The 18009-nt window shown below is 60.8% G+C and carries 17 protein-coding genes, 1 tRNA gene and 1 pseudogene; 6 read left to right on the forward strand and 13 right to left on the reverse strand.

The genetic code is table 11. The features are described from left to right. The first annotated feature begins 1 nt into the window (after position 1). Complete coding sequence (locus QQ992_RS21290; protein WP_286110930.1) at positions 2-1249, forward strand: NAD(P)/FAD-dependent oxidoreductase; 1248 nt, start codon at positions 2-4, stop codon at positions 1247-1249. A 118-nt stretch (positions 1250-1367) separates the two neighbouring features. Here QQ992_RS21290 and xenA read toward each other — a convergent pair whose 3' ends face one another. Further along, positions 1368-2459 carry a xenobiotic reductase XenA gene (gene xenA, locus QQ992_RS21295; protein ID WP_016711963.1) on the reverse strand — a complete coding sequence of 364 codons (1092 nt, stop codon included), beginning with the start codon at positions 2457-2459 and terminating at the stop codon, positions 1368-1370. Between the two features lie 85 nt (positions 2460-2544). Here xenA and QQ992_RS21300 point away from each other — a divergent pair, with 85 nt between their 5' ends. Next, positions 2545-2844 (forward strand): ArsR/SmtB family transcription factor, encoded by a 300-nt coding sequence (locus tag QQ992_RS21300; RefSeq protein ID WP_025753907.1) that lies wholly within the window; start codon positions 2545-2547, stop codon positions 2842-2844. A gap of 30 nt (positions 2845-2874) precedes the next feature. Here QQ992_RS21300 and QQ992_RS21305 read toward each other — a convergent pair whose 3' ends face one another. The 4 genes from QQ992_RS21305 to QQ992_RS21320 all read right to left on the reverse strand — a co-directional run bounded on the left by QQ992_RS21305 (position 2875) and on the right by QQ992_RS21320 (position 6449). Next, positions 2875-3492, reverse strand: a complete 618-nt coding sequence (locus tag QQ992_RS21305) for a helix-turn-helix transcriptional regulator (protein ID WP_286110931.1) — start codon at positions 3490-3492, stop codon at positions 2875-2877. After that, positions 3492-4130: a hypothetical protein gene (locus tag QQ992_RS21310; RefSeq protein WP_286110932.1), complete on the reverse strand. Its 639-nt coding sequence runs from the start codon at positions 4128-4130 to the stop codon at positions 3492-3494. The genes QQ992_RS21305 and QQ992_RS21310 overlap by 1 nt, the downstream gene beginning before the upstream one ends. 162 nt (positions 4131-4292) lie before the next feature. Beyond that, the gene (gene mqo / locus QQ992_RS21315) at positions 4293-5930 is read right to left on the reverse strand and encodes a malate dehydrogenase (quinone) (protein WP_286110933.1); all 1638 of its coding nucleotides are present in this window, start codon (positions 5928-5930) and stop codon (positions 4293-4295) included. 327 nt (positions 5931-6257) lie between these two features. Next, positions 6258-6449, reverse strand: a complete 192-nt coding sequence (locus tag QQ992_RS21320; protein WP_003254720.1) for a YhfL family protein — start codon at positions 6447-6449, stop codon at positions 6258-6260. 189 nt (positions 6450-6638) lie between these two features. On the opposite strand from QQ992_RS21320, the gene QQ992_RS21325 reads away from it, so the two are divergent. After that, positions 6639-7256, forward strand: coding sequence for a LysE family transporter (locus QQ992_RS21325; RefSeq protein WP_016711965.1), 618 nt, complete (start codon positions 6639-6641; stop codon positions 7254-7256). 78 nt (positions 7257-7334) lie between these two features. Here the strand turns inward: QQ992_RS21325 and QQ992_RS21330 are convergent, their stop codons facing one another. From QQ992_RS21330 to QQ992_RS21345, 4 genes are all read right to left on the reverse strand, one after another. Beyond that, a complete protein-coding gene (locus tag QQ992_RS21330) occupies positions 7335-8543 on the reverse strand; it encodes a hypothetical protein (RefSeq protein WP_286110934.1) in 1209 nt (402 codons plus the stop codon). Between the two features lie 10 nt (positions 8544-8553). Next, on the reverse strand, positions 8554-10443 hold the full coding sequence (locus QQ992_RS21335) for a hypothetical protein (protein ID WP_286110935.1): 1890 nt from the start codon (positions 10441-10443) through the stop codon (positions 8554-8556). Positions 10444-10451: 8 nt separating this feature from the next. Further along, entirely contained in the window at positions 10452-11312 is an 861-nt protein-coding gene (locus tag QQ992_RS21340) for an SH3 domain-containing protein (protein ID WP_016711968.1), read from the reverse strand. Positions 11313-11656: 344 nt separating this feature from the next. Next, entirely contained in the window at positions 11657-12820 is a 1164-nt protein-coding gene (locus QQ992_RS21345; RefSeq protein WP_286110936.1) for an ATP-binding protein, read from the reverse strand. 421 nt (positions 12821-13241) lie between these two features. On the opposite strand from QQ992_RS21345, the pseudogene QQ992_RS21350 reads away from it, so the two are divergent. The 3 genes and pseudogenes from QQ992_RS21350 (at position 13242) to QQ992_RS21360 (ending at position 15025) form a co-directional block, all read left to right on the forward strand. Further along, positions 13242-13505, forward strand: a pseudogene (locus tag QQ992_RS21350) (hypothetical protein). Positions 13506-13623: 118 nt separating this feature from the next. After that, positions 13624-13896: a DUF3077 domain-containing protein gene (locus tag QQ992_RS21355; protein ID WP_286110937.1), complete on the forward strand. Its 273-nt coding sequence runs from the start codon at positions 13624-13626 to the stop codon at positions 13894-13896. Positions 13897-14248: 352 nt separating this feature from the next. Further along, positions 14249-15025: an RHS repeat-associated core domain-containing protein gene (locus tag QQ992_RS21360; protein WP_286110938.1), complete on the forward strand. Its 777-nt coding sequence runs from the start codon at positions 14249-14251 to the stop codon at positions 15023-15025. A 169-nt stretch (positions 15026-15194) separates the two neighbouring features. Here the strand turns inward: QQ992_RS21360 and QQ992_RS21365 are convergent. The 4 genes from QQ992_RS21365 to bamC form a co-directional block, all read right to left on the reverse strand. Next, positions 15195-15284 (reverse strand) — tRNA-Ser (locus QQ992_RS21365). A gap of 91 nt (positions 15285-15375) precedes the next feature. Beyond that, positions 15376-16086 (reverse strand): phosphoribosylaminoimidazolesuccinocarboxamide synthase, encoded by a 711-nt coding sequence (gene purC / locus QQ992_RS21370; RefSeq protein WP_011535129.1) that lies wholly within the window; start codon positions 16084-16086, stop codon positions 15376-15378. Between the two features lie 30 nt (positions 16087-16116). After that, the gene (locus QQ992_RS21375; protein ID WP_286110939.1) at positions 16117-16875 is read right to left on the reverse strand and encodes an MBL fold metallo-hydrolase; all 759 of its coding nucleotides are present in this window, start codon (positions 16873-16875) and stop codon (positions 16117-16119) included. Beyond that, positions 16876-17997, reverse strand: coding sequence for an NlpB/DapX family lipoprotein (gene bamC / locus QQ992_RS21380; RefSeq protein ID WP_110740177.1), 1122 nt, complete (start codon positions 17995-17997; stop codon positions 16876-16878). Between the last annotated feature and the right edge of the window lie 12 nt (positions 17998-18009).

Below are 18009 nucleotides of genomic sequence, written 5' to 3' on the forward strand. Positions count from 1 at the left end.
CATGCTCGAAACCGCTGAAACCGATATCGCGGTGGTTGGCGCCGGCATTGTCGGCGTCGCTTGCGCCCTGCAACTGGCCCGTCAGGGCCGCCGAGTGCTGCTGGTCGACCGCCAGGCACCCGGCCAGGGCGCATCCTATGGCAATGCCGGGCACCTGGCGACCGAGCAGGTGTTCCCGATCGCCGACCTGTCGATCCTCAAGCGCTTGCCGCGCATGCTGCTGGACCCGATGGGCCCGTTGCGCCTGGACTGGAAGTACCTGCCCAAGGCCATGCCGTGGTTCACCCGTCTGCTGCTCAACCTGCGCCCGGCGCCGTTCCAGCGCAGCGTGGCCGGCATCCGCACACTGAACGAAGGCAGCCTGGGTGCCTGGCAGCGACTACTGGGCTCGATCGGGCGCAGCGAGCTGTTCCAGGAAGATGGCTCACTGCTGGTGTTCGAGAAGCCTGAATCACGCCAGGCCCTGGAGGCCTTGCGCGCACGCATGCAACAGCAGGCGGTGCCGGTGGACTTCTGGTCGGCCGAGGCCGTACGCGAAGCGGCACCGCAGTTGAACCCGTCATTGCTGGGCGGGCTGTTCTTTCCGAAGACCGGTCATTTCATCGATCCGTACCGGGTGGTGTGCGAGCTGTTCGAAGCGGCCAAAGCCAGTGGCGTACGGTTTGCCCAGGCGCAGGTCGAGGGTGGCCGGTTGCACAGCGGCGGGGTCACCCTGGTCAGCGACCATGGCACGTTCAATACCCGTCAAGTGCTGATCAGCTGTGGTGCGCACTCTGCGAAACTGACTGCCGCACTGACCGGCAAACGGGTGCCGCTGGACACGGAGCGCGGTTACCACCTGATGCTGCCGGGCGAGCATCAGCGCCTGCCGTTTGCGGTCACGTCGCTGGAACGCAAGTTCATCATGACGCCCATGGCCGACGGCTTGCGCCTGGCCGGCACGGTGGAGTTCGCCGGGCTGGAGGCACCGCCGAGCATGCAACGCGCCTGGCAGTTGCACCATTTGAGCAAGGGGTTGTTCCGGCAAGACTTGAATGCCGAAGGGGCTACGCCGTGGATGGGCTTCAGGCCTTCGTTGCCAGACTCGTTGCCGGTGATCGACAGGGTGTGTGACGGGCGGGTGCTGTTGGCGTTTGGGCATCAGCATTTGGGGCTGACCCAGGCGGCGGTGACGGCGGAATGGGTGGGGCGATTGGCTGAGCAGGCCAGTAGGCCTGAGATGGGGGCCTACAGGTTGGATCGGTTTTAGATTCGAGGGCCGCTTTGCGGCCCTTTCGCGACACAAGGCCGCTCCTACAGGGGACCGCGTACGCTTGTAGGAGCGGCCTTGTGTCGCGAAAGGGCTGCGCAGCAGCCCCCGACATCACTCAGCGATAGCGCTCAAGCCAGTGCGCATACGGCGCCGGCAAGGTCCAGGAAGCTTTCTCCACCCCCAGCTCCTTGGCCGCAAAATACGCCCAGTGCGGATCAGCCAAATGCGCGCGCCCTACCGAAACCAGGTCCAGCTGGTTGGCCTGCAATGCAGCCTCAGCCAGTTGCGGCGTACCAAAGCCCCACGCCGAGGTCACCGGCAACTTCGCCTCACGGCGCACGCGTTCGGCAATCGGCCCCATGAATGCCGGTCCCCACGGAATGTTGGTCTCAGGGATGGTGAAACCGACGCTCACGCTCAGCAGGTCCAGGCCACCGGCCTTGAAGCGGCGCGCCAGCTCGATCGACTCTTCCAGGGTCTGCTCATCGCGGCCATCGTACTCCAGCACACCAAAACGCGCGGTCAGCGGCAGGTTCTCCGGCCACACTTCACGCACTGCAGCCAGGGTTTCCAGCAGGAAGCGGCTGCGGTTGTCGAAACTGCCGCCGTAGGCGTCGGTACGCTTGTTGGAGTGTTCGGAGAAGAAGCTCTGGCCCAGGTAACCGTGGGCAAAGTGCAGTTCGATCCACTCGAAGCCGGCATCACGCGCACGGCGGGCGGCATCGACGAAGTCCTGCTTGACCCGGGCGATGTCGTCCAGGGTCATTGCGCGCGGCACGTTTGGCAGGTGTGCGCCAAAGGCAATGGCGGACGGGGCGATGGTTTCCCAGCCACGTGCGTCATCAGCACCAATGTGGTCGTCCCCCTCCCACGGGCGGTTGGCGCTGGCCTTGCGGCCGGCGTGCGCAATCTGGATGCCCGGCACCGAACCGGCCGCCTTGATGGCCTGCACCACCGGCACGAAAGCCTGGGCGTGGGCATCGCTCCAGATGCCGGCGCAACCAGGGGTGATGCGCCCTTCCGGTGCCACCGCCGTGGCTTCGACCACCAGCAGGCCGGCACCGCCACGGGCCATGCTGGCGTAATGCACCTGGTGCCAGTCGTTGATCAGGCCATCCTCGGCCATGTACTGGCACATGGGCGGAATGGCGATGCGGTTGCGCAGGGTGACATCTTTGAGGGTGTAGGGTTCGAACAGTGCGGACATGGGAAACTCCGGGTTCATCTGAATACTGTTGTTCGATCATAATCGAACTATGGCAATTAATGAAACCCCCGTTATCATGTGAGCCATGCGAGCCTACAAACACCCCACCGCTGAAGACCTGATCCTCGAACGCCTGCTCTATGCGCTGAGCGACCCCGTGCGCCTGGAAATCGTCCGGCACCTGGCCGGTGTCACCGAAGCCAGCTGCGGCGAGCTGGACGGCGGCCGGCCAAAGTCCAGCATGTCCCACCACTTCCGCGTGTTGCGCGATGCGGGGTTGGTGCATACCCGCAATGTGGGAACAACCCATATGAATTCGCTGCGTAGCGAAATGCTGGGTGAGCGGTTTCCCGGGTTGCTGGAGTGCATCCTGCGGCAGAGCTGATGTCCCCTGTACCGGCGGGTACAGGCTGCATCAATCGTTCTTCTGGCCCAGGGCAAACCGGCACACCTGCCCGCCCCTGAGCATGCACTCCTCATGGCTGACCTCAGCCCCACCCAGGGCCCCGATCAACGCCAGGTCCAGCTCACACACCACCGGGTGCGCCTTGGCCAGATGATGGAACACACAATTGTGCGCGACGATCTCGGGCTCACCTGACGAGCGAAAGAACACCTGCGCCTCATACCCGGCAGTGTTCATGTGATCGACAATGCGCGCTTCATCCACCACCTCGTGCTCCAGATCCGCCGCCAGCCTGCGGCCCAGTTGGCGCATCAGCGCCTGCAGTGCTTCCGGCCCAAGCAAACCAGCCACTTCACCAATCAGCAAATTGGCCAGCAAGGGGTACTGGCGGGGAAACTGTTCGCGGGCGAGATCGGTCAGCTCGTGCAGCTGTTCCGGCCGACGCCCGGTAGGCCGGGTAGCGCCGCGCTTGACCAGGCCATCACGCTCCAGTGCGGCCAGGTGCTGGCGCACGGCCGTGCGGGTAATCGCCAGGGCCTGCGCCAGGTCGTCGATGCTCATGCCGGCTGGCTGGTGCAGCAACGCGTGGAGCAGGTCCTGTTGGGTACGGCCCAGGCCTTCGAGCATCAGAACTTGTCCGGGAATTGTTTGACCAACGCTGCGGCCAGGGCATCCGACAAGGTCAGGATATGCTCACGCATCATTCCCCATGTGCGCGCCTCGGCCGCGTAGTCACCGGCCGCCAGCTGATCGATCTGCGCCACATGGTGGCCGCCATGGGCGCTGAGCAACGTCAGCAGGGTCGGCTCGGGCAGGTTCGGGTTGGCCTTGGCCAGAAACGCGGCGATGGCCTTGGCATTGCGGGTCAGCTCATCGACGGCGGCTTGTTGACCCTTCTTGTCCTTGGCCACAGTGGCATCGCTGTAGTGCTTGATCGCGCCCCAGTGGCCGGCCAGCAGTTTCAACAACTGGTCAGCAGCGGGCTGGCCGTACAGCGGGGCAATGCTGTTGGCGATTCGAGTGGCATCACTGACCACTTCATTGGCGGCGGCTTCAGCTTGTCTGGCGTTGCCGGCCTGGTTGGCGACGGCGTAGCTACGCACCCAGAAAATGTGCTCCACCCACAGGTCGCGCAGGGCCATGCGCGTGGTCAATGCAGCGGATTCTGCCGGTTCGGCGGCGAGGGGCGGGGTTGCGTAGCTCTGGCTCCATGCCGGCTGGGCGCACAGGGCGAGCAGCAGTAGTGCGGCAATCTTGACGTTCATGACGGCACCCTCCTGGAGGGGATCGACTGACAAGATTAATTTAAGCATCAAAATATGTTTTTATTGGTCTCTCATCGGGTTTCCGATCAGTGGTTGTGCTACGCCGGCAACAAAAAAGCCACGAGGTCTCCCCCGTGGCTTTCCTGTCACAACAATGGCCGGTTACAGCGCCATGTCGTTCTCCGGCTTGCTCTCAACCGGCTTGCTCACATCGCCACCGAAGTCGACGCTGGCGTCGATCACCGGCGGTTTCTCCAGCTGCAGCACTTCAGCGGTGTAGTTCCACTCTTTCTGGGTGGCCGCGGCCGAATCATTCAGCTTGGTGCCATAGCTTGGCACGATTTCCTTGATCTTGGCCTGCCACTCAGGGGTAGCGACCTTCTCCTTGAACACGGTTTCCAGCACGTTCAACATGATCGGTGCAGCCGTCGAGGCGCCTGGCGATGCACCCAGCAGGCCAGCAATGGTGCGGTCTTGCGACGCCACCACTTCAGTGCCCAGCTTCAGCACGCCGCCCTTCTCGGCATCACGCTTGATGATTTGCACACGCTGGCCGGCCTGCCACAGGCGCCAGTCTTCCTTCTTGGCGTTCGGGAAGTAGGTGCGCAGGGCTTCGAAGCGGTCATCATCCGACAGCATCAGCTGGCCAGCGAGGTACTCGACCAGCGGGTACTGCTCGATACCGACCTTGGTCATTGGCCACACGTTGTGGGTGGTGGTGCTGCTCAGCAGGTCCAGGTACGAGCCGTTCTTCAGGAACTTGGTCGAGAAGGTGGCGAACGGGCCAAACAGGATCACGCGCTTGCCGTCCAGCACGCGGGTGTCCAGGTGCGGTACCGACATGGGTGGTGCGCCAGTCGAGGCGATGCCGTAGGCCTTGGCCATGTGCTGCATGGCCACGGTCGGGTTCTCGGTCACCAGGAACGAGCCGCCCACCGGGAAGCCTGCGTATTCCTTGGCTTCAGGAATGCCCGACTTCTGCAGCAGCTTCAGTGCGCCGCCGCCAGCACCGATGAACAGGAACTTGGCGTCGGTGGCCGATTCGGTACCGTCCTTCAGGTTCTTGTACTCGACGTGCCAGGAGCCGTCCTTGTTGCGGGTGATGTCCTGCACTTCGCTGGACAGCTTCAGGTCGAAGCCTTTCTGGGTTTGCAGGTGGCCAACGAACTGGCGGGTGATCTCGCCGAAGTTCACGTCGGTGCCGATCGGCGTCCAGGTCACGGCCAGCTTCTGGTTCGGGTCGCGGCCTTCCATCATCAGCGGGACCCACTTGGCGATCTGCGCGTGGTCCTCGGAGTACTGCATCGGGCGGAACAGCGGGCTGGCCTGCAGCGCGTCGTAACGCTTCTTCAGGAACTTGATGTTGTCATCGCCCCACACGAAGCTCATGTGCGGGGTGGTGTTGATGAACGAGTGTGGGTTCTTCAACACGCCCTGGCGTACCTGCCACGACCAGAACTGGCGGGAAATCTGGAAGGCTTCGTTGATTTCGATGGCCTTGGCGATGTTGACGTTGCCGTCTTTGTCTTCCGGGGTGTAGTTCAGCTCGGCCAGCGCGGAGTGGCCGGTACCGGCGTTGTTCCAGCCGTTGGAGCTTTCTTCGGCCACGCCGTCCAGGCGCTCGACCATTTCCATCGACCAGCTTGGCTCCAGCTCATGCAGCCACACGGCCAAGGTGGAGCTCATGATGCCGCCGCCGACCAGCAGCACGTCTACTTTCTTGGTTTCTGCGGCGTGCGCTTGCATGAAGCTTGCAGCGACAGCCAGACCCAGCAAGGTCTTGCCAGCTTTCTTGAACATTGATCAATTCCAGTCAGGAGAACAGAGGGCGGGCCTGTGGCTGGCCCAGGTAAAGCGTGTTCTTCAGCGCAGGCTTGTTGTTGATCATTGTTCAGCAGCCAGAGAACCATAAAACGACTCGGCCTTTTGTCGAATTGACCGGCAACGCTGAATCGTTTTTCTGATTGTATATGAAATGCCAGCACAAACAAATTGCCCGCCCCGGCGTCAAGACGACGGGTTGCCCCAGTGGCAGATTGTCACGCCAAAAACAAAAACCCCCGGCCATGTACATGACCGGGGGCCTTGGATCACGCCGCAAGCGTCGCGATCAGGGTACCGCCAAGATTACTGCTGCTGAGGCAGTTTATCGATCGGGCCGCAGCCACCGATGATCTTGGAGATGGAAACCGAAGGGTGGAACAGGTAGTCGTAGGTGCAGTTTTTCGGCTGGTTGTAAACCTGGCCAGTGCAACCCGACAGCAGGGCAACACCCGAAACTACAGCAACGGCTACGGTGGCCTTGAACAGCTTTTTCATTACTAAGTCCTTTAAATGAATCATCTTCGACCATCGTCTGATGGCGGCGGGATGATACAGAAAACAGGCATTGGATCCAAGTCGCGCTTGGCAATGATGGATTGCGAATGTGCAACAACAGGTTGTAAAGCACGCGGTTGGCGACGATAGTCATGACTCTGCCTTTGCACTGCTCTACAGGAGTTCACCATGCTCGGCGTCACCGACTACGGCGCATTCGTCATCGCCTTCATCATTCTTTTGGCCATCCCGGGCCCGGGCAATTTTGCCCTGATCACTGCCACCGGCAAGGGCGGCATCAAGGCAGGCCTGGCCGCGACCTGTGGGGTGATCGTCGGTGACCAGGTCCTGTTGTGGCTGGCGGTTGCCGGCGTCGCCACCTTGCTGGCCACCTACCCTGCGGCGTTCCACATCGTGCAATGGGCCGGCGCCGCGTACCTCGCCTACCTGGGCCTGCGCATGCTGTTGAGCAAACCGGGTGACGCGCCGCGCACCAGCCGCATGGACAACGGCCAATACCTGCGCCAGACCATGCTGATCACCCTGCTCAACCCCAAGGCGATCATGTTCTACATGGCGTTCTTCCCACTGTTCATCGACCCGGTGAAACATCAGGGGCTGGTGACATTCGGCTTCATGGCGGCAACGGTGGCGGTGATCACGTTCCTGTACGGGTTGATTGCCGTGGTGCTGACCCACCGGCTGGCTGAACGCATGCGCGCCAACCCACGCATTACCAATATGTTCGAGCGGCTGGCAGGGGCTTGCCTGGTAGGGTTCGGCATCAAGCTGGCGGCGATGCGCTGAAACTTCTGACTCGCAGAATTGAAAAAGCCCCCGGCAACTCATCGTTGCCGGGGGCTTTGTTTATCAGCGATCAACCGGTCAATTGGTTTCCAGCTCATACGCCTTGCTCACGAACAACGCCGCAAACAGGCTCTTGCCTTCCTTGAAGGTGTACTGCTCTTCAAACTTGCCATCCTCGACCAGCTTCTGCCCGATGGCACACTCCGAGTCGCTGTGGTTCTTGCCCTTGGCACCGAAATCACTGCTCCACGTCGACAACCCGACCTGTTCACAGAAGGCGGCGAACTTCGCCTTCGGTACATTCTGCTGGTAGTCGCTGTAAGCCTCTTTCAGCGGCTTGAAGCCGCTGTAGCTCACGCTGTAGTTCTCCACCTTGGCCTTGCGTGCAAAACCACTCACCGCCTCGGCCAGTACTGCCTGACCGGTGTACGTGCTGTAGGCCCCGATCAGCATGGCGCTCAACGCACTCTTGAGCTGGGTTTCGACATCGTCGAGCTCCGGCAGCGACTGGAACTCGGCCTTGCGCACGATCTCACCCACCTTGGAGCCGTCGTTACGGTGGGTCACGACGAATTCCATCGAGCCTTCACCGTCGCTGGAACGCTTGAGGGTGAAGTCCACGTCGATCGTGGTACCAAAATCGCCGGTGCTGCTGACCAGGAATGCGCCGGTCATTGGCTGACGCACCGCCATGTTGCTACCCCAGTCGAAGTTCGACTGGGTGGCCCGGCCATTGGCGGCCAGTTCGGCACGCGGCTGGATCTCGTCGCTGACATCAGACACCAGCACCACTTCAGCGCCCTTGCTGGCAACAAAAGGGTTGCCCATCTGCATGCCAAGCAGCTGGATGTGGATCGTGCCGTCCTTGCTGTCACCGTCGTGCGCCAGCTTCAGCGCATCGGCCTTCAGGTAGACGCCTGCAACGTTGCCGCTGGCGTTGAGTTGGTACTTGGCCCAACCGGCCAGGCCTTCCTCCGCCGAGGCACCGCGAACCGACTCCATCAGGCCCGACAGGCCACGCATGAACTGCTGGGCACCGTTGGTCTGCGCGGCCGCCACGCGGATCTCGGGGTCGGCGACAGTCAGGTTGCCAGAGAACGCCGAGTAGGAAATATCACCTTCAGACAGCACGTCCTCAAGGAAGTAGCGCTCCTTGAAGTCGTCGTAGTATGCCATCGCAGCCTTCTTGCCCGAGCTGGACAGCATCGCGTAACCACCGCCGAGCACCAGCACCGCTGCGGCCACACCGCCAATCAGCAGCTGCTTCTTGTTCATCTGTTTGATCATGGTGTTTGCCTCACTGGACCATGGCGGAAGCGTTGTTCCAGTCGTTCACGTACTTTTGGGAGACCTCGGGGGTCCAGCTGAAATCGATACCGGCGTTGGGGAATTCCTTGCCCAGCACGGCGCCGAACGACACCAGGTCGGCACACTTGTCCTGCTTGCACGCCTGGGGCTCGCCCGCGTTGTAGGCACGGAAAGTGGGCACGGCGCGGCCATCGTCCAGCGGGTAGTACGGCGTGGCGTTGGCCACTTGGGCCACGTACCAGCCTTCGCTGTATTCCTCGTCCGCCACCAGGCGGCCCTTGCTCGGGAAGTCGATGGCGTAGAAGTCGCCCTGCTTGCCGGTGACGTGGACCATCATCGGCGCCACGCGGGACGAGGTTGCCGGGTTTTGCTGTTCCAGCGGCGAAGCGAAGCGCACCTTGATGCCGGCCATTTGTGCCAGGGCTTCGGTTTCGCGCCCTTTGAACTCGCTCATGCCGTCTTGCAACTGCTGGTAACGCTCCAGTACCCGGGTGTGGACGCTGGCCAGTTCCTGTTGACGCTGGCGCGCCTCACGCACCCGCTGCTCCTCACGCTGAACGGCCCAGTTCGCGCCATCACGCACATCGAAGAACAGGCCTTGGCGATTGATGCCGATGCGGTTGCGGGTGATCTTCTGAGCGTCGTTGCCCCACATGTTGTTCGTGATCGCCGAAATGTCTTTGACGATGAGCAGGTTGGCCACGTCGGTGGTGGTCGGCGAGGTGGTCTTGATCAGGTCAAAGATTTCCAGCGCAGCCTCCTTGTACTTGGCTGCGTCCAGGGCGAACGACTCGTCCGGGGTTACTGCCACGTAGTAAGGGTCGCTGCCGAACGGACGGAGCACGCCGTAGCTACCACGGGTGAAGGCCAGGTACACCTTCATCTGCCGGCTGGGGATCTCGCCCACCAGGAATGCAGCCTGGCCAGCGTCTGCCGTGAGGTAGGAAACGGCCTTGTCCTTGACCGCAGGCTCGAAGACCTTGTTGAAGATCAAGCCGCTCGGGTGAACGTATACGCGGTTCCAGTTATCCCCACGGTAGGTGCCCACGGCCTTCCAGCTGATTTTTTCGAAGTTGCCTTCGCCAAAACCGGACGCCGGGCACGGCATGGCCGGGGTGGTGCCGAACGACAGGGTGTCACCGTTGCTGATGATCTCGCGGCTGAGTACCCATTTGCAGCCGGAACCGTCCGTTACCTGCATCAGGTTGCGGTTTTCCAGGACCACGGCGCGGCCGAAGTCCGAGGTGGGGGCTGCGGCTACAGCGGCGGCAGGGGCTGCGACGGGCGGAGCGGCAGGCACTGCGGCCGGGGTTTCGGCTGCCGGTGCTGGTGCGGCCTCTGCGGCAACGGCCGGGGCTGGCACTGGAGCAGGGGCTGCTTCTACTTTCGCAGGTGTCGATTCGACTACCGCAGGAGCTGGTTCCGGCGCTGGGGCTGGGGCTGAAGCAACGGCCGCCGGGGCTTGCGCCGGTGCAGGTGCCGGTGCCGGGGCTGGCGCAGCCGGAGCGGGTGCCGGGGCAGCAGTGACAGCGGCAGGCGCGGCGGCCAGGGTCACCAGGCCCAGGTTGCTGGCATTGCCCGAACCGCTGGCGTAGAGGTTGCCTTTGGCGTCCACGGCTTTCCAGCTCACCTTGGCGGTCGAACAGTCCTTGGCGAACACGAACGGCAGCTTGGTCAGCAAGCCCGATAGCAGCTCCTGGTTGTCCCAGGCCGGACGGGTGATGGTCAGCTCGACCTCGGGTTTGCACCAGGTGGTGGCGTCCCCAGGTACTTCGACCTTGATGTTTTCTTTCTTCGAGAAGGCCAGCTCATGGGCGAACGCCTGCGGTACCAGACCACAAGCGCCGATCACAGCCAGCGCGAGCGCGTGCTTTTTCATGGAGTTCCTCAGATCAGTTCCCAGGTGCCGTTGGCTTGTTTGCAGAAGGTGTTCTGCTCTTGCTCGGTCTTGCCGCTTTGCGACTTCAGGTTGACCGTGACCGGGCGGCAGGCCGCTTCGGCAGCGACGGTTTCGGTCGGCAGCGACTGCACCGAATCCAGGTCGAAGCCTTGGGTTTCCTTGCTGGCGGCTACATCAAGCTCGTCCAGGTTCACCGCCGGGGTGACGCGCTTGGCAACTGCCTGCGCCTTCGGTTCGACGTAGTTCTTGTGCACATAGCCAACAGTTACGCCTTTGCGGCCGACCAGGATCCAGTCACCTGTGGAGCCGACGGCGGTGAACTCAGTGTGGTTCTTCAGGCTGCCGACCTTTTCACCGTTCTGGTTAGGCGCGGCGCGCACGTTCAGGTTGTCGCTGATGGTCACGTAGGGTTCGTTGATCAGCTTCATCGACGGCACCGCCTGGATCTTCGGCGCACGCTTCACCTCAACCTTCTTGGTCTGGGTGTATTCCTTGCCCGGCACGATCTGCGCGGTAGCGCCCGAGTGGTCGGATGTCCAGGTCACCGGCTGGGCGCTGGCGGTGGTCTGCTGTTGGCTCAACACTTCCTGGGTGCGCAGCGCCAGGGCCTGCTGGTCCTTCTCGTCCAGCATGTGGCCGATGCGGTTGCCCACGTAGGCACCGATGCCACCTGCAATCAGGGCCGCGGCGATCTTGCCGTTGCCGCTGCCCATGGTCGAGCCGATGGCCACACCGGCCAGGCCACCGATCACGGTGCCCGCTTGCTCTTTGCTGATCCCGAGCTGTGCACAGGCCGTGGTAGAGGCGATGGCAACCGCCAGTAGGGACGCGACGAATTTCTTACGCAAGTGGAGCACTCCATTTTCGGTGGGGCGCACAGCCGCGTACCGCAGCCAGGGTCTGGCGGCAGCATTCGACGTTGTGCGGGGATTTCAGAGAGGGTGCAGCACTGGCCGCAGACGACAATTCAGCCGTCCAGCGAAGGGCGTAGAGGGAGACCAGTACGGCGCGAAGCATCCAACGAATCCATGTCAGAAAAAGGTCATCGCCCAGCGCGCGTAATCATTACGGCGTTTGGCCTGGGCGTGAGTGGCGTATTAGAGGAGCGCATTGTAGCGCAGGGTGCCATTGACAGTTCAAGACAAAATGTTGCGAAAAGCCGCTCTACCTCAAGCCCCTACAGCCCCGAGGATCAACTCTGTCGACGCATGAACTCTGCGAAAAGCGGCACGGTGAAATCCAGCACGCCATGATCGGTGCTATAGGCCATCCCTTTGGCAATAACCTTGGCCCTCGTCGGCCCCAATGAGGATTGGGTGCGCCCCAAAACCTTGGCGATATCACTGACCGCATAAGGGCCATCACCAAGCTCCGACATGGCTCGGACGAAGAGCACTTCACTCGGGGTCAACTGATCGATACGCACCCTGAAGAAACCCGCATCGAGCAAAGCCAAGGTCTCCGAATAAGACTGAACGACATCGTCCAGCGAAATTTCCGGTCCTTCTGAGTAGTTCCAGGCCGTGGAAGCCCACTCCTGAAGAAAGAATGGATAGCCCTTCGTTCGAACGACAATTTCCTTCAAGGCGGCCTCTGCAATGGAAGCCTCTTCGTCAAGAATCGGTTTAAGAACAGCCTGAGTAGCTGCCTCGGCATCGAGTGCATTGATTTCGGGATAGAGGAACAACCGCTCTGCGTATGACTTCGCCTCCCCTGCCAGGCGTGCTACCTGAGGCAGCCCAGCGCCCACAAGCAATATTGGCAGACCTTCTTGCGACATGCGGTGCATGGCGACGATCAATGCCCTGAGGTCGGCCTCACTCAGGTACTGCACTTCGTCGATCAGCAAAATCCAGCCCTTGCCTGCGGCCTTTGCTGCACGTCCAATCACATTGAAAAGGTCTGGCAGGTCGTATTGAAGGTTGCCACTGTCCGCAAGCCCTGGCTCTGGCTCTACTCCGACCTCCACACCCGCGATATCGATCTTGAAGATGGAGGCAAACCCGCGCAGCCCCTTGAGGCCCCGGTTTGCAATCTGCTTGGCGGCTTCCACCGTGGACAGCGAACGCATGACCTTGCGCATTTCCGGGTAAAGAAGTCGGGCCAGGCTCTCCTCTTCCGGCGACTCGACCTTGGAGACCAGCAGGCCCTCTTGCTCGGCAATTTTGCCGACTTCGTTCAAGAGCACGGTTTTGCCGGTACCTCGCAAGCCAAGCAACATCATGGACCGTGCGCTACGCCCGTTGATTGCCCGGCCACACGAAACGCGCGCGTGCTCAAGCACCACGTCGCGCCCTGCCAGCTCGGGCGGTCGGCTGCCTGCGCCAGGCGCGAAAGGGTTGCGGTACGGGTCCATGGGCTACCTCCAGGTACGGGTTATAGCGATAGATAGCGAAGTCTAGCGATTTTTGCTATCTATTAGTAGATTTCGGTAGCGCCTACCCTGAGGTGCTGCAAATCAGACCACGCCCTATAGCTTGAGCTCAGAATTATCCCCTTCCTTGTAGGCCGTTTCCCAAACATACTGCCGAACCGCTCAAACGCTTGCGACGGATTATGTCGCGCTCTAGTCTCGGTTTGTCGTTGCAAAATCAACGACCGGCTTTGACAGGCCGACGATTTCCCGCACACGTGCGCTGTTTATGGCGGCTGTATGTAGGGCACCCTCGTGGTGCGCCGAGTTGCTCCGGGATCCTCGGCCTGTCAACCCATGTACAGCTGCCACCCTCTTGTTTGACAGCAAGCTTGCGGCAGCTCCAATGATCCTGGAGTTGTGTATGCGCAAGATGGTCCCCGATCCACCCTACTCCCTCGATTACACCCAGGCACTGTAAGACACCCTGGTCCAGTCCTCAGAGTACGTACTCTGCGCCCTGTCCGTGGCCCGCCAATCCGTGCAACTCAAGCCCACTGCCCACAGTTCGATCGTGATGCAGGCCATCATCCATGAAATGGAGGCGGTACAGGGGCTGGTCGAGTCGGCATTGATGCAATTGCAGATGCGGCCGCATGTACCTAGCGAGCCGTACACCTTGCACTAGCAGGCCCGGCCCCTTCGCGACTAAAGCCGCTCCTACAGGGTCATCACCGTACCTGTAAGAGCGGCTTCAGCCGCGAAGAGGCCAGCCCAGACAACCAAGATCTCAGGGAGTAAAAACAATGCCCACCGACAACACCAAAGAACCCACCACCGTCGGCAAAACCTGCTTCTACCAAGGCGAAATCAGCACCCACCCGCTGTTCCGCATCGAGCCCGGCATCCCTTGCCAGGACGCCCGCGAACAGGCATCCGAACTGATGGGCTACGTCCGCGACCTGATCATCACCGGCCTGATGGACGGCGACCAGAAACTGATCTGGGCTTCGCATTACCTCAGTGCAATGGCCAAGGCGCTGCTGGATGATGCTGAATTGGGGATGATGAAAAAGTAAGCCAAGCCCAAAGCCCGTTCGTTGCGCCGAATACCGGAAATACCCCGCTATCTGGTGCTCAACGGTAGCGGTACAACGGGTCAGCACAAAGCCACTAAGCGAGCCAAGTCAAAGCGTGAATCACTTGCGCAAGGCACAGGCGTCAATCAGGAATCAATTTGTTAGCCCAGGAAGAGTGGTGATTAAAAAGGCGGCCCCACGATACAGAAGTGGATGCTGGACTAGGGGAGGCAGAGCGGACCCAGTTCAAAACAGTCAAACCCCGACATTTCTGCCAGTTCAGGAAGCCACTAGAGCCGATGCATAATGGCATCAGCATTTACCAGCGTGAAAATCGACAGGCCCATCCACTATGAGCAACACTCGAAGCAGCCCGGAAACGTCGTTTTTACTACCACGTGCCTATGGAATCTACGGCTACCACTCCCCAGTGCCTGGTACTTCAATGCTGCTTGCGTTCAATAGCGAACCACTGCAGACCAGGATCAATTGCTATCTACTCGGCAATGGCAAGCGAGCCTTTAGTCCCGTTCTGATGCGTTTCCTAAGCCCAGATCCGCTCAGCCCATTTCATCGTGGCGGCTTAAATGCGTACACCTATTGCGCTTGTGACCCGTTAAACAGAACTGACCCTAGCGGCTATAGTTGGTGGAAGCGGAAAAAGCCGCCCCCACTGACAGATGTTAAAGCAGGCAATAACAGCAGTGAGGTCAAGCTAATGAAAGGCTATCTTCGCGATAATAAGGCACAGATTCATATGCCTACGAACGCGGATTTTTTCAAAACCGACATCAAGCAGAAGCAGAAGCAGAAGCAGAAGCAGAAGCACAAATGGGTACTGACACAAGATAGGAAATTCATCATCGGCAGCTACGATGACGTCTCAGATACTGATCCGTCTCATTCAAGCATAGCGGCCCTTGCTGCTGAATTTAAAATTTCGAGTCCTACCGTGGTTTCCGCTGGCACATTGACAGTAGCTGATGGAGTTATTCAACTGAATAACGAAAGCGGCCATTATCTAACACCTTTCAAAACCTTGGACTACGTCAAAAACCACCTGAAAAAACTCGAGGGATGGAAGGATTCAAAACTTGAAATTCGACGCATACGGTTTAAGCACGACTAAGTTCTGCTTGAACACTCAAGTTCGCTTTTAGCTCTACCAGCTATCACAGCCGAACGCTTGAAGGTTAACAAAGGCTGCCAATGCTTAAATCCGCCCTCACGCCACACTAACTGAGCATCCAAATACGAAAAAGCCCCGCAGACCTAAATCTGCGGGGCTTCTCGATGTATGGCGGAGAGATAGGGATTTGAACCCTAGGTACTGTTGCCAGTACAACGGATTTCGAATCCGTCCCGTTCGACCACTCCGGCATCTCTCCAATGCCGCGCATCTTACCAGCGTTTTTTGAAAACGCAAATCTTTTTTTCAAAAAAATCGCGTGGTATCAGGCGCTTGCGTGAATGCGCCGCTTACAGCGGCACGCCCAGGCGCTTGGCAACTTCTTCGTAGGCTTCGATCACGTCGCCCAGGCCCTGGCGGAAGCGGTCCTTGTCCATCTTCTTGCGGGTTTCTTTGTCCCACAGGCGGCAGCCGTCCGGGCTGAACTCGTCGCCCAGCACGATCTGGCCGTGGAAGACACCGAACTCCAGCTTGAAGTCGACCAACAGCAGGCCGGCGTCATCGAACAGCTTGCTCAGCACTTCGTTGACTTTCAGCGACAGCTTTTTCATTTCGACCAGCTGCTCGGCGGTGCCCCAGCCGAACGCGACAACGTGGGATTCGTTGATGAAGGGGTCGCCCTTCTCGTCGTTCTTCAGAAACAGCTCGAAGGTGGACGGCTCCAGCTTGATGCCCTCCTCCACGCCCAGGCGCTTGACCAGGCTGCCGGCAGCGTAGTTACGCACTACGCATTCGACCGGGATCATGTCCAGCTTCTTCACCAGGCACTCGTTGTCGCCCAGCAGCTTGTCGAACTGGGTCGGCACGCCGGCTTCTTCCAGCTTCTGCATGATGAAGGCGTTGAACTTGTTGTTCACCATGCCTTTGCGGTCGAGTTGTTCGATGCGCTTGCCGTCGAACGCCGAAGTGTCGTTACGGAACAGCAGGATCAAGCGGTCGGCGTCGTCGGTCTTGTAAACCGATTTGGCCTTGCCGCGGTAGAGTTCGTCGCGTTTTTCCATGATTGGGCTCCGCTTGCTTGAGGTGTTGGGCTAGGCGATTTCGCGCCAGTCGAGCCCGTGTTCCTGAGTCGCCACCTGGAGCCAGTCCGGGTCGCACCCAAGGGTGTCGACGAAGCACTGGCGGGCCAAGTGTGGCAGGTTGTTCTTGCTGCTGAGGTGGGCCAGCACCAGGTGTTGCAGGTTGCTCCAGCCCAACTCGTGCACCAGGCGCGCGGCCTGGTGATTGTTCAAATGCCCTTGCATGCCCCCTACCCGCTGCTTCAAGAAGGCCGGGTAGTGACCGCGTGCCAGCAGGTCGCGGCAGTGGTTAGCCTCGATCAGCAATGCATCCAGGCCTTGGTAACGCTCCAGCAACAGCGCGTCATAAGAGCCCAGGTCGGTCAGCATGCCGAAGCGCCGCTGGCCATCGCTGATCACGTATTGCAACGGCTCGTAGGCATCGTGCTCGACCCGCGCGGCGGTCACTTCCAGGCTGCCGATACGCAGGCTTTGGCCACAAGCGAGAAAACCGGCCACCTCCACCGGCTTGCGCATGCCGCGCAACGTGCCTTGGCTGAGGTAGACCGGTACATTGTAGCGCCGTGACAGCAAGCCCACCCCATGCACGTGGTCGGCATGTTCGTGGGTGACCAATACTGCGCTGAGCTGGGCCGCCGATACGCCGAGCAGCGCCAAGCGCCGCTCGGTTTCGCGCAGGGAAAAGCCGCAATCGACCAGGATGAACGTGTCACCACTGGCGATCAGCGTGCCGTTCCCTTGGCTACCGCTTCCGAGTACCGCGAAGCGCACTTAGCCCAGGTGGTCCTGAATGGCGCTCAGCACGCGGCGGGCGACATCGGCCGGGGCCACGGTGTTGATGTTTTTCTCGACCGTGACCTGCACGCTATCACCCACCTTGCTCAGGCGAACCTGGTAGCGCTCGGCACGGGCTTCACGCTCTTCCTTGGTCGGCTCGCTGCCGAACATACGACCGAAGAAGCCAGGCTGGTTCTGCTTGTCGTCCGGTTTTTCCGACAGGTTGATGTAGTACAGGCCCAGGCTGCGGTTGATGTCTTCAACACGCCACTCGCCACCCTGCTCCAGGGCACGGCCTACGCCAGACCAGGCACGGTCCAGGTCGGAACCCAGGTACAGCACCGGGTTGCCGCTGCCGTCTTCGCTCAGGCTGACGCGGCTTGGCGCGTCGAAATCGCGCGCGGCCAGCAGCGACACCGAACCGCCTTTCTCGGCGCTGCGGTTCATGCTGGCAAGCATTTCGTCGACCAGCAGGGCATCGGCACCCGTGTTGCTGGAGGTGGACGGGAAGCCAGGCTCGGCGGTGCTGCCGGCCGGGCGCTCGACGCTGACCACATACACCTCGGAGGTGTTGCGCTGCACGCCCGGCTCCATGCGGACACGCACGCGCACTTCGCTGTCACCGCTGCTGGCGGTGCTCGCCAGGCGCTGGCCAAGCGATGCCGACAGCTCGTCAAAACGCTGCCAGGTGGTGTTGAACTCACCGGTCTGAGGGCGCTCTTCAGCGATGCGGAAGCCGTTGTCCTCGAAGAACTGGCGAGCCACCGGCCACACTTCGGCTGGCGAGTGCTGGGCCAGCACCCAACGGCTGCTGCCGCTGCGTTGCAGGCTGTAGTCGGTGACCTGGGCGGCACCGCCGGTCAGGGGTTGCGGGCGCGGCACTTCGAACTCGCCCGTGACGTGATCGTCGGCGACGTTACGCGGAATGGGCAGCAGCGGGTCAAGGCGTTTGACGTTGCTGGCGTCCGGCGGCAGCTGCATCGGCGCAGTCGGGTGCGCCTGCAGGTAGTCGCTGCCGCGGTCGCGGAAATAGCCATCCTCGCCCCACAGCCAGCCACACCCACTGGTGCTGGAGATAATCAGGGCAAGGGCGGAAAGACCAGCCAGTCGCTTCATGCGGTGTACTTC

This window comes from Pseudomonas kurunegalensis (genome assembly GCF_030291635.1).
Taxonomy (GTDB): Bacteria; Pseudomonadota; Gammaproteobacteria; order Pseudomonadales; family Pseudomonadaceae; genus Aquipseudomonas; species Aquipseudomonas monteilii.

What these genes read in the sequence shown, in the direction of transcription:
- QQ992_RS21300 (WP_025753907.1), top strand. Translation starts at nt 2,545, where the DNA reads ATGCGAGCCTACAAACACCCCACCGCTGAAGACCTGATCCTCGAACGC.
- QQ992_RS21355 (WP_286110937.1), top strand. Translation starts at nt 13,624, where the DNA reads ATGCCCACCGACAACACCAAAGAACCCACCACCGTCGGCAAAACCTGC.
- purC (WP_011535129.1), bottom strand. Translation starts at nt 16,086, where the DNA reads ATGGAAAAACGCGACGAACTCTACCGCGGCAAGGCCAAATCGGTTTAC.
- QQ992_RS21310 (WP_286110932.1), bottom strand. Translation starts at nt 4,130, where the DNA reads ATGAACGTCAAGATTGCCGCACTACTGCTGCTCGCCCTGTGCGCCCAG.
- QQ992_RS21330 (WP_286110934.1), bottom strand. Translation starts at nt 8,543, where the DNA reads ATGATCAAACAGATGAACAAGAAGCAGCTGCTGATTGGCGGTGTGGCC.
- QQ992_RS21360 (WP_286110938.1), top strand. Translation starts at nt 14,249, where the DNA reads ATGAGCAACACTCGAAGCAGCCCGGAAACGTCGTTTTTACTACCACGT.
- QQ992_RS21335 (WP_286110935.1), bottom strand. Translation starts at nt 10,443, where the DNA reads ATGAAAAAGCACGCGCTCGCGCTGGCTGTGATCGGCGCTTGTGGTCTG.
- xenA (WP_016711963.1), bottom strand. Translation starts at nt 2,459, where the DNA reads ATGTCCGCACTGTTCGAACCCTACACCCTCAAAGATGTCACCCTGCGC.
- QQ992_RS21320 (WP_003254720.1), bottom strand. Translation starts at nt 6,449, where the DNA reads ATGAAAAAGCTGTTCAAGGCCACCGTAGCCGTTGCTGTAGTTTCGGGT.
- QQ992_RS21325 (WP_016711965.1), top strand. Translation starts at nt 6,639, where the DNA reads ATGCTCGGCGTCACCGACTACGGCGCATTCGTCATCGCCTTCATCATT.
- QQ992_RS21305 (WP_286110931.1), bottom strand. Translation starts at nt 3,492, where the DNA reads ATGCTCGAAGGCCTGGGCCGTACCCAACAGGACCTGCTCCACGCGTTG.
- mqo (WP_286110933.1), bottom strand. Translation starts at nt 5,930, where the DNA reads ATGTTCAAGAAAGCTGGCAAGACCTTGCTGGGTCTGGCTGTCGCTGCA.
- bamC (WP_110740177.1), bottom strand. Translation starts at nt 17,997, where the DNA reads ATGAAGCGACTGGCTGGTCTTTCCGCCCTTGCCCTGATTATCTCCAGC.
- QQ992_RS21345 (WP_286110936.1), bottom strand. Translation starts at nt 12,820, where the DNA reads ATGGACCCGTACCGCAACCCTTTCGCGCCTGGCGCAGGCAGCCGACCG.
- QQ992_RS21290 (WP_286110930.1), top strand. Translation starts at nt 2, where the DNA reads ATGCTCGAAACCGCTGAAACCGATATCGCGGTGGTTGGCGCCGGCATT.